General features: G+C 67.6%; 11 protein-coding genes, 1 tRNA gene and 1 pseudogene. 8 read left to right on the top strand and 5 right to left on the bottom strand.

The window, feature by feature from the left end; translation table 11 throughout:
* From ACFDSW_RS12635 to ACFDSW_RS12620, 4 genes and pseudogenes are all read left to right on the top strand, one after another.
* Positions 1-344: pseudogene (locus ACFDSW_RS12635) on the top strand (multidrug ABC transporter ATP-binding protein); the annotation flags it as partial.
* Positions 341-1,102 carry an ABC transporter permease gene (locus ACFDSW_RS12630; RefSeq protein ID WP_375250644.1) on the top strand — a complete coding sequence of 254 codons (762 nt, stop codon included), beginning with the start codon at positions 341-343 and terminating at the stop codon, positions 1,100-1,102. The pseudogene ACFDSW_RS12635 and the gene ACFDSW_RS12630, both read left to right, overlap by 4 nt.
* Before the next feature lie 92 nt (positions 1,103-1,194).
* The gene (locus tag ACFDSW_RS12625; RefSeq protein ID WP_375250643.1) at positions 1,195-1,755 is read left to right on the top strand and encodes a hypothetical protein; all 561 of its coding nucleotides are present in this window, start codon (positions 1,195-1,197) and stop codon (positions 1,753-1,755) included.
* Positions 1,752-1,994 carry a hypothetical protein gene (locus tag ACFDSW_RS12620; protein ID WP_375250642.1) on the top strand — a complete coding sequence of 81 codons (243 nt, stop codon included), beginning with the start codon at positions 1,752-1,754 and terminating at the stop codon, positions 1,992-1,994. Before ACFDSW_RS12625 ends, ACFDSW_RS12620 begins: the two co-directional genes overlap by 4 nt.
* Before the next feature lie 2 nt (positions 1,995-1,996).
* On the opposite strand, the gene ACFDSW_RS12615 is transcribed toward ACFDSW_RS12620, so the two are convergent.
* Both ACFDSW_RS12615 and ACFDSW_RS12610 read right to left on the bottom strand, forming a co-directional pair.
* Positions 1,997-2,073: transfer RNA gene (locus ACFDSW_RS12615), tRNA-Pro, on the bottom strand.
* Between the two features lie 137 nt (positions 2,074-2,210).
* Positions 2,211-2,864: an epoxyqueuosine reductase QueH gene (locus ACFDSW_RS12610; protein WP_375250641.1), complete on the bottom strand. Its 654-nt coding sequence runs from the start codon at positions 2,862-2,864 to the stop codon at positions 2,211-2,213.
* 47 nt (positions 2,865-2,911) lie between these two features.
* Between ACFDSW_RS12610 and dinB the strand changes: the two genes are divergently transcribed.
* Together dinB and ACFDSW_RS12600 are read left to right on the top strand one after the other, a co-directional pair.
* Positions 2,912-3,982 carry a DNA polymerase IV gene (gene dinB / locus ACFDSW_RS12605; RefSeq protein WP_375250640.1) on the top strand — a complete coding sequence of 357 codons (1,071 nt, stop codon included), beginning with the start codon at positions 2,912-2,914 and terminating at the stop codon, positions 3,980-3,982.
* 10 nt (positions 3,983-3,992) lie between these two features.
* Positions 3,993-4,817, top strand: coding sequence for a shikimate 5-dehydrogenase (locus tag ACFDSW_RS12600; RefSeq protein WP_375250639.1), 825 nt, complete (start codon positions 3,993-3,995; stop codon positions 4,815-4,817).
* A gap of 24 nt (positions 4,818-4,841) precedes the next feature.
* On the opposite strand, the gene ACFDSW_RS12595 is transcribed toward ACFDSW_RS12600, so the two are convergent.
* Positions 4,842-5,750 carry an ROK family protein gene (locus tag ACFDSW_RS12595; RefSeq protein ID WP_375250638.1) on the bottom strand — a complete coding sequence of 303 codons (909 nt, stop codon included), beginning with the start codon at positions 5,748-5,750 and terminating at the stop codon, positions 4,842-4,844.
* Positions 5,751-6,194, bottom strand: a complete 444-nt coding sequence (locus ACFDSW_RS12590; RefSeq protein WP_375250637.1) for a MarR family winged helix-turn-helix transcriptional regulator — start codon at positions 6,192-6,194, stop codon at positions 5,751-5,753. It abuts the gene before it with no gap.
* A 106-nt stretch (positions 6,195-6,300) separates the two neighbouring features.
* Here ACFDSW_RS12590 and ACFDSW_RS12585 point away from each other — a divergent pair, with 106 nt between their 5' ends.
* Together ACFDSW_RS12585 and ACFDSW_RS12580 are read left to right on the top strand one after the other, a co-directional pair.
* Positions 6,301-7,209, top strand: coding sequence for an alpha/beta fold hydrolase (locus ACFDSW_RS12585; protein ID WP_375250636.1), 909 nt, complete (start codon positions 6,301-6,303; stop codon positions 7,207-7,209).
* Positions 7,210-7,217: 8 nt separating this feature from the next.
* Positions 7,218-7,862, top strand: a complete 645-nt coding sequence (locus ACFDSW_RS12580; RefSeq protein WP_375250635.1) for a DsbA family oxidoreductase — start codon at positions 7,218-7,220, stop codon at positions 7,860-7,862.
* Positions 7,863-7,943: 81 nt separating this feature from the next.
* Here the strand turns inward: ACFDSW_RS12580 and ACFDSW_RS12575 are convergent.
* The coding region (locus ACFDSW_RS12575; protein WP_375250634.1) for a DUF885 family protein at positions 7,944-9,177 on the bottom strand (1,234 nt) is incomplete at its 5' end.

Below are 9,177 nucleotides of genomic sequence, written 5' to 3'. Positions count from 1 at the left end.
ACGAAGCCGAGGAGATGGCGGACCGGATCGGCGTCCTCAACAAGGGCCGGCTGCTGCTGGTCGACGAGAAGGACGCGCTGATGCGGAAACTCGGCAAGCGCGAACTGGATCTGGCGCTGGTCGATCCGCTCGATGCCGTCCCGGCGGGGTTCGAGCGCTGGCAGCTCCATCTGGTCAACGAGGGCAAGACGCTGCGCTACATCTTCGACGCGACGCAGGAGGATACCGGCATCCCGTCGCTGCTCCGCGCGCTGGGCGACCGGCATATCGCCTTCAAGGATCTCGAAACCTCGAAATCGAGCCTTGAGGACATCTTCGTCGATCTGGTGGAGGAACGGGCATGAACCTGCACGGGATCTGGGCGATCTATCGCTTCGAGATGGCGCGCTCGCTGCGCACCTTGTGGCAAAGCCTGATCGGGCCGGTACTGACCACCAGCCTGTATTTCATCGTCTTCGGCGGCGCGATCGGCAGCCGGATGCAGAGCGTCGACGGCGTCGGCTATGGCAGCTTCATCGTGCCCGGGCTGATCATGCTGTCGCTGTTGACGCAGAGTGTCGGCAATGCCTCGATCGGCATCTATTTCCCGAAATTCACCGGCACGATCTTCGAATTGCTGTCGGCGCCGATCGCGCCGATGGAGCTGGTGGTGGGATCTGTCGGCGCGGCGGCCACCAAGTCGGTGGTGATCGGGGCGATCATCCTCGCCACCTCCGCCTTCTTCGTGCCGGTGACGGTGCTGCATCCGCTGGCGATGATCGCATTCCTGCTGCTCACCTCGATCGCGTTCAGCCTGTTCGGTTTCATCCTGGGTATCTGGGCGAACAGTTTCGAACAGCTCAACTTCGTCCCGTTGCTGCTGATCACGCCGCTGACGTTCCTGGGCGGCAGTTTCTATTCGATCGACATGCTGCCGCAGCCGTGGCGCACGGTCAGCCTGTTCAACCCGGTCGTCTATCTGGTCAGCGGTTTCCGCTGGAGCTTCTTCGGCAAGGGCGATGTCGATATCGCGGTCAGCCTGGGGGTGACGCTGGCGTTTCTGGTCGCGTGCCTCGCGGTGATCGGCTGGATCTTCAAAAGCGGGTGGCGGCTGAAAAACTGATCGCCTCCGCGAAAATCCGGCGGCACGGCGCAGCGCGTGGCGCGGTGGCGCGTTTGCCCCGCAGGTGGTGGGGATGGGCGAAGGAGGGCGGCATGACGTTCGGACGGATCATCGCCGGGGCCGGCATCGCCGCCTTGGCCTTGTCGACGGCGCGCCCCACCCCGGCGATGGCAGCGGAGGGCGAGGGCACGATCGCGATCACCTCCCCCGATGAATCAGCGCCGCGCGATCGGTGGGACCGCGTCGCACGCGCGGCGGTGAGCGAAACGCTGGGCGAGCGGGGCTTTACCATTCTCGACGATCCGGCCCATGCGGCGATGGTCGCGCAAGTGAGCGTGACGCGGGATGACGTCGGCACCGCGATCGGCACGTCGCCCCGCCAGCCGCCATCGGTGTCGTCGGGGGGTGTCACCGTCCCGCTGTCCGGCGGCGGTGCGGCGCTCGCGACGATGCAGCGCACGACGATCGACATCCGCATCCGCCGGCGCGGCGACGGAAACGGCGATGGCCGCATCTCGTGGCACGGCGCCGCCGTCACGGTGCGCCCCGCTCCCCGCGATGCGGCCGCCGCTGACCGGCTGGCGCTGGCGCTCAGCCGCGCAGCGTTGAGCACCTATCCCCGATCGGTCGAGGCGCCGATCGGCATTCCATGACGATCCCGCGCGCGCGCCGCGAAGCGGGCGGCATTTCGACGTGGCAAGCCATCTTTCGCCTGCCGGCGGGGGTGGAGACGGCCATTGTCGCCCTTTGGAGTGGCCTCCTCGCCCACCAACTACACACCCGCAGCCGCGGCATCCGCCCCGCCGCCGGGCGCGTCCCGATCCGCCTCCTCGAAGCCGCCGGCAACGCCGTCCCGATCGGGGAGGCGATATCGTCGCCATCATATCAGTAAATTGGTCGGGGAAAGAGGATTCGAACCTCCGGCCCCTGCGTCCCGAACACAGTGCTCTACCAGGCTGAGCTATTCCCCGACCAGGGTGCCGCGCGGCCGATCGACCGGTGACAGGGCGCGGCTTATATCAGCGGTCCCGTGGGTTTCAAGCGGTCATTTGCGCGGCCGCGCACATCGCACGAGAGGCGACGCGACGCCGGCCACCGGCGGCGACACTCATTCGTCGCCGTAAAACATTTCACCGATGCGGATTTCCTCGCGCCCCTGGCTCACGCGGTGGGCATTGGTGTCACGCAGTGAATAGACGCAGCCGCAATATTCCTGCTGATAGAAACGTTCGCGCTTCGAAATGTCGATCATTCGGGCGGCCCCGCCACCCTTGCGCCAGTTGAACGTCCAATAGCTGATCCCCGGGTAATGCGCCGCCGCGCGTTCGCCGCAGCCGTTGATCTGGGTCATGTTCTTCCAGCGCGAAATGCCCAGCGACGACGTGATGACCGGAAAGTCGTTCTCATGCGCGTAGAGCGCGGTTCGCTCGAAGCGCATGTCGAAGCACATCGTGCAACGCTCGCCGCGCTCCGGCTCCCACTCCATGCCCTTGGCGCGCTTGAACCAATTGACGGTGTCGTAATCGGCATCGACGAACGGTATGTCATGCTTCTCCGCGAAGCGGATATTCTCCTCCTTGCGGAGGATATACTCCTCCTTCGGGTGGATGTTGGGATTGTAGAAGAAAATCGTATAGTCGATCCCGCTCGCGGTCATCGCTTCCATCACCTCGCCCGAACAGGGCGCACAGCAGGAATGGAGCAGCACCTTCTTGTGCCCGTCGGGCGGCGTGAGGATCGGTCGCTGAAGATCGTCGGTCATGCGCGCGCCTGTAGCGGAAAAGGTGCGCCGCGTCACCGGCACGCTATATGTGCTCGGTGCCGCGCAAGATCATCCATATCGATATGGACGCCTTTTTCGCCAGCGTCGAACAGCGCGATGCGCCCGAATTGCGCGGGCGGCCGGTCGCGGTCGGCGGCGCGCGGGCGCGGGGCGTGGTCGCCGCCGCCAGCTATGAGGCGCGTGCCTTCGGCGTCCGTTCCGCCATGCCCTCGGTCACCGCGGTACGGCGCTGCCCCGATCTGGTGTTCGTCAAGCCGCGGTTCGAAGTCTATGCCGCGATCAGCCGTCAGATCCGCGCGATCTTCGCCGATTATACCGATCTGATCGAGCCGCTGTCGCTGGACGAGGCATATCTGGACGTCAGCGAGGATCGCCATGCACTCGGCTCCGCCCAGGCGATCGCGGAACAGATCCGAGCGCGAATCAAGGCCGAAACGCAGCTGACCGCGTCGGCAGGGGTGAGCTACAACAAGTTCATCGCGAAGCTGGCGTCCGACCAGAACAAGCCCGACGGGATCTGCGTCATCCCGCCGGGCAAGGGCCCCGCCTTCGTGGGCAGTTTGCCGGTCAAGCGCTTCCACGGCGTCGGCCCCGTCACCGCGGCGAAAATGGCGCGGCTGGGGATCGAAACCGGCGCTGATCTGCGTGAGCGTAGCATCGACTGGCTGCGCGCACATTTCGGCAGCTATGCCGATTATCTGTATGGCGCCGCGCGGGGGATCGACGACCGCCCGGTTCGCGCCCACCGCCAGGCCAAATCGGTCGGTGCGGAACGGACGTTCGAGACGAACCTCGACGATCCCGCCGCGATCCGCGAGGCACTCGCCCGGGTGGCGGATGCGGCCTGGGTGCGGATCGAGCGTTCCGGCGCGCGCGGGCGCACCGTCACGCTGAAGGTGCGTCGCGCCGATTTCCATACGATCACGCGCGCCAAATCCGGCCTGGTGCCGATCGCGGACCGGGCGCATTTCACCGCCGTCGGCGAATCGCTGCTGGCGCCGCTGTTGCCGGTCGCGGGCGGCATCCGGCTGCTGGGCCTGACGATGTCGGCGATCGTGCGCGACGAGGAGGATGTGCAGCCCGCCCTGCCCCTGTAGGAGACGCGCGATGACCATTTCCCCTTCGAAACCGCCGATCGGCCCCGCCACCCGCCTGTGCATGTCGCTGGCCGCGCGCCCCGGCACATTCGGCTCGCGCTTTCACAATCATCTCTATGCCGCCCTGGGTCTCGACTATGTCTACAAGGCGTTCACGACCACGGACCTGCCCGCCGCGATCGCCGGCATCCGCGCGCTGGGCATCCGTGGCTGCGCGATCTCGATGCCGTTCAAGGAGGATGTGATCCCGCTGCTCGATGCACTGCGCGACTCCGCCGCCGCGATCGAGAGCGTCAACACCATCGTCAACGACGACGGGCAGCTAAGCGGGTACAACACCGATTATAGCGCCGTGCGCGCCCTGATCGCACCCTTGCCGCGCGCCGCCTTCCTGCTGCGCGGCAGCGGCGGAATGGCCAAGGCCGTCGCGACCGCTCTGGTCGATGCGGGCTTCGGCCCCGGCACGATCGTGGCGCGCAATGCCGCGAAGGGACGCGCGCTCGCCGACCGGCTGGGCTGCGCCTGGGTGCCCGAGGTGGCGGGGCGGCACGCGCCGATCATCGTCAACGTCACGCCATTGGGGATGGCCGGCGCGGATTACGACACGCTCGCCTTCACCGCCGAACAGATCGACGCGGCGGCGGTGGTGATCGATGTCGTCGCAAAGCCCGTCGACACGCCGCTGCTGCGCGCGGCGCGAGCGGCCGGAAAGCGCGTCGTCACCGGGGCCGAGATCGCGACCTTGCAGGCGCTGGAGCAATTCGTCCTGTATACCGGCGTGACCCCCAGCGCGGCGCAGGTGGCGGCCGCCGAACAGGCCGCGCTGGTGCCCTGATTCACCCTCCGCCGTGGCGGGTGTTCAGGCCACCCGCCGCAAGCGCTCGTCCAGTGCCAGCGTCCCGAGCACCACCGCCCCCAGCGGCCCCGCATTGCCGCCCAGCGCGGCAGGGACGATGAACGTGTCCATCTCCGCCACCTCGGGCAACGCGACATAGCCATTCAGGTTCGCCGCCGTCGCGCGCCGCAAGCGCGGCAGCAGCCCGGGATTGCCGACCATCACCCCGCCGCCAAGGACGATGCGACGCGGCACCCCGGTCAGCGTCAGCGTCGCGAACAGATGCGACAAAGCGTCGACCACCATCTCCCACGCCGGGTCGTCAGCGGCCAGCATTTCGCCCTTCACCCCGGTGCGCGCCGCGATCGCCGGCCCCGCCGCCAGCCCTTCGACACAGGCGCCATGGAAGGGGCAGGCACCGATCCAGTCGTCGCCGGCGAGGCGTGGCGGCTTGATATGGCCAAGTTCGGCATGCGTCAGCCCATCGACGGGACGCCCCTGCGCGATCAGGCCCGCGCCGACCCCGGTGCCAACCGTCACATAGGCCAGGTCGCGCAGCCCCTGCCCCGCGCCCCACCGCGCCTCCGCCATCGCCGCGCCCACCACATCGCTATGGAAGCCGACCGGGACGCCGTAGCGCGCACCCAGCCGCCGCGCGATATCGGTATTCGCCCAGCCCGGCTTGGGCGTGGAGGTGATCTTTCCGTAGTCGCCCGACTGCGGATCGATCGACACCGGACCGAAGCTGGCGACACCGATCGCCGCAAACCCGCGCCAGCCGTCAAGCGCCGCCTCCAGCGCGGGCAGCGTCTCGTCCGGGTGCGTGGTCGGCACGCGGACCTCCTCGAGGATCTGATCGGGTCCGCTCGACAGGATCGCGATACATTTGGTGCCACCCAGTTCCACACCAGCGACCAACGGAGGCGTCGTCATTCAATCATCCTCCTGCGCGGCGGCGTCGATCCGTCGCAGCATGTCGGTGAATTGCTGCAGTTCGGCCGCGTCGAAACGGCCGAAGATGCGACGCTCCAGTTCGATCGCCTTGGGCGCGACCTCGGCATACAATGCCTTGCCGCTGGCACTGAGGGTCAAGTGGTGCGAACGCCGGTCGGCCTGGTTCGGCTGCCGGGCCAGCAGCCCGCGCGCCGTGAGTGCGATCGCGGCGCGGCTGACCGTTACCTTGTCCATCCGGCTGCGCTCACCCAGTTCGGCCTGCGTCACCGGCGCGTGTTCGGCGATCAGCGCGATCAGCCGCCACTCCGGGATCGATAACCCAAACAGCGCGTCATAGGCGCGGGCGATCCGATCACTGACGCGGTTGGACGTCACCGACAATTGATAGGGAACGAAGCGGTCGAGGTGGAGACGATCGGCCATGGAACGACATGCGCTATCACGGGATACGCCGAAGCGGAACCGATCACGGAAATGTTGCATTCAGATGACACGGCATAGATAGTCCGACTTTGGCACGGAGACGGTAATGGCCCGCGCACGCGCGAATGGCATCGAGATTGAATATGAAGACAGCGGCCCGCGCGACGGGCCGGTGGTGCTGTTGATCATGGGCCTGGGCGCGCAGCTTGTGCGCTGGCCCGCCACGATGGTCGACGGACTGGTCGCGCGCGGCTATCGCGTGGTCCGCTACGACAATCGCGACGTCGGCCTGTCGACCAAGTTCGACGATCGCGGCGTGCCCAGCATCCTGTGGACCGCGATGCAGCGGCAGTTCGGCCGCGAACCAGCCGTACCCTATTCGCTGACCGACATGGCGCAGGATGCGGTCGGCCTGCTCGACGCGCTGTCGATCGACCGTGCCCATGTGGTCGGCGCGTCGATGGGTGGCATGATCGCGCAGTTGGTCGCCTCGCGCTGGCCGGAGCGAGTCGAAACCCTGTGCTCGATCATGTCGACCACGGGCCATCCGACCTGCTCGCGTCCGACGATGCGGGCCACCGCGCTGCTGCTGCGGCATCCCCGCAATGACGATATCGAGGCGATCGTCGCGCATGGCACGCTGGCGGGCCGCGCGGTCGGGGGGAAATTCCCTATCGAGGACGCGCTGATGGCGGAGCGGATCCGTGACGAGGTGCTGCGCAATCACTGCCCGACCGGCTTCCTGCGTCAGATGGCGGCGATCATCGCGGACGGCGATCGCACCGAGCGACTGCGGCGCATCGTCGCGTCGACGCTGGTGATCCATGGCAGCGACGACCCGCTCGTCCCCCCCGAGGGCGGGCGGCAGACCGCCCGGGCGATCCCTGGCGCGCGCCTGCTGGAGATCGAGGGCATGGGCCACACGCTGCCGCCCCAGGTGATCGCGCCGATCGTCGACGCGATCGACTCACACGCACGGGCCGAACCGCTTCCGGCAGTCGCCCGGGCAGCCTGATCGTGGCGGTGGCGCGCCCGGCGATCCGCATCGACATGGTGTCGGATATCGTCTGCCCATGGTGCGCGATCGGCCTGGCCGCGCTGGACGAGGCGATCGCGCGGATCGGCGACGCTGCGGCGATCGAGGTCGTCTTCCATCCGCTCGAACTCAATCCCGGCCTTCCCCCGGAAGGGGAGCCGATCGCAGACAATCTGGCGCGCAAATACGGTGCCGGGCCTGATCAGGCGCGTGCCGCGGGAAGCCGCATCCGCGACGCCGCATCGGACGTCGGGGTCGACATGTCGGGTCGCCCGGATCGACTGTACGACACGTTCGACGCCCATCGGCTGCTGCACTGGGCGGCGGAGGCGGGCGGGCAGCCGGCGCTGAAGCGGGCGTTGCTCGACGCCTATTTCGCGCGCGGCGAGAATGTCTCGGATCGCACGGTGCTGATCGCGACGGCAGCGCGCGCTGGGCTCGACGGCGACGCCGCGGCGGAGGTGCTCGACCACGGTCGTTACGCCTCGCAGGTCCGCGCGGCGGAATCCTACTGGCGCGAAGAGGGGGTGGTTTCGGTGCCCACGATCGTGCTGGAGGGCCGGCTCGCCATTCCCGGCGCGCAGAGCGCCGACCGGCTGGAGAAGGCACTGCGGCGGCGGATCGCCGCCTGATGCCCGTTGCCGGGGGATGCCGGGCCGTACCGATGACCGCTGCATCGACGCCCCCGGCCTAGACCCCAGGATGCGCGCCCCTCACCGCTGCCCGGCGATCCACTCGTCCACCTGCTGCTCCAGCACGTCCAGCGGCACCGATCCCTGCGCCAGCACCGCATCGTGGAAGCGCCGGATGTCGAAGCGATCGCCCAGCGCCTTTTCCGCCCGCGCGCGGAGCGCCCGGATTTTCAGCTCGCCCAGCTTATAGCCCAGCGCCTGGCCGGGGTTGGTGATGTAGCGGTTCACCTCGGCATCGATATTGGCATCGGTAAGCGCGGTGTTTTCCTTCATGAAGGCGACCGCGCGCTCCTTGCTCCACCCCTTGGCGTGGATGCCGGTATCGACCACCAGCCGGCACGCCCGCCACATCTCATAGGACAGCCGGCCCATGTCTTTCTCGGGCGTATCGTACAGCCCCATCTCGATGCCGAGCCGCTCCGAATACAGCCCCCAGCCTTCGGTGAAGGCAGTGAAATAGGCGGCATACCGACGGAATGCCGGTAGTTTCAGCTCCTGTTGCAGCGCGATCTGGTTGTGGTGGCCCGGCACCGCCTCATGTGCGGTCAGCGCGGGCAGTTCGTACAGCGGCCGCTGCGACAGTTTGGATGTGTTGACGTAAAAGGTGCCGGAGATACCCGTCCTGGGCGAACCCGGCATGTAATAAGCGGTGGTCGCACCTTCAGCGGTTTCCGCCGGGATCGCACGCACGCCATAGGGGAGCCTCGGCAGCGTCGCGAACAGAGACGGCATCTTGCCGTCGATCGTTTTCGCCTGCAGCGCCGCCGCCGCCATCAGCTCACCCGCGCTGCGGGGGTAGAAGCGCGGGTCGGTGCGCAGCGCGGCGATGAACGCCGCGCGAGTTGGATAACCCGCCTTGCTCGCCACCGCGTCCATCTCCGCGCGAATACGCGTGACTTCATCGAGGCCGGTCTGATGGATCTGCTCGGGTGTCAGCGTGGTCGTGGTTTCGCGCCGTACCAGATAATTGTACAGCCGCTGACCGTCGCGCAGCCCCGTCGCCGCCAGTTGCTTGCGGCAGGCCGGCAGATAGGTGCCGCGATAGAAGGTCTCGATCTTGCGATATTCGGGGTTCAGCGAGTCGGTGATCAGCGCCCGCGCCCGCGCCTGTGCCGCGCTCCAGTCCGCCGGCGTCATGTCGGCGGGCCGGTTCCCGAGGAACGGCGCGTAGAAGCGCGACGCCGCCGGATCGGCGCTGATGACGCCAGTGATCGTGGTATCGAAGCCCGTCAGCGTCACGCAGGGCTGGGTGAAG

Origin of the sequence: Sphingomonas sp. (genome assembly GCF_042091075.1) — a bacterium.
GTDB lineage: Bacteria > Pseudomonadota > Alphaproteobacteria > Sphingomonadales > Sphingomonadaceae > Sphingomonas.
Note: the sequence above shows the minus strand (reverse complement) of the source record. Positions and strands in the feature narration are given on the sequence as shown.

Coding starts and splice junctions, on each gene's coding strand:
- ACFDSW_RS12595 (WP_375250638.1), bottom strand. CDS start 5,750: ATGACGACGCCTCCGTTGGTCGCTGGTGTGGAACTGGGTGGCACCAAA.
- ACFDSW_RS12590 (WP_375250637.1), bottom strand. CDS start 6,194: ATGGCCGATCGTCTCCACCTCGACCGCTTCGTTCCCTATCAATTGTCG.
- ACFDSW_RS12630 (WP_375250644.1), top strand. CDS start 341: ATGAACCTGCACGGGATCTGGGCGATCTATCGCTTCGAGATGGCGCGC.
- ACFDSW_RS12610 (WP_375250641.1), bottom strand. CDS start 2,864: ATGACCGACGATCTTCAGCGACCGATCCTCACGCCGCCCGACGGGCAC.
- ACFDSW_RS12585 (WP_375250636.1), top strand. CDS start 6,301: ATGGCCCGCGCACGCGCGAATGGCATCGAGATTGAATATGAAGACAGC.
- dinB (WP_375250640.1), top strand. CDS start 2,912: ATGTGCTCGGTGCCGCGCAAGATCATCCATATCGATATGGACGCCTTT.
- ACFDSW_RS12600 (WP_375250639.1), top strand. CDS start 3,993: ATGACCATTTCCCCTTCGAAACCGCCGATCGGCCCCGCCACCCGCCTG.
- ACFDSW_RS12625 (WP_375250643.1), top strand. CDS start 1,195: ATGACGTTCGGACGGATCATCGCCGGGGCCGGCATCGCCGCCTTGGCC.
- ACFDSW_RS12620 (WP_375250642.1), top strand. CDS start 1,752: ATGACGATCCCGCGCGCGCGCCGCGAAGCGGGCGGCATTTCGACGTGG.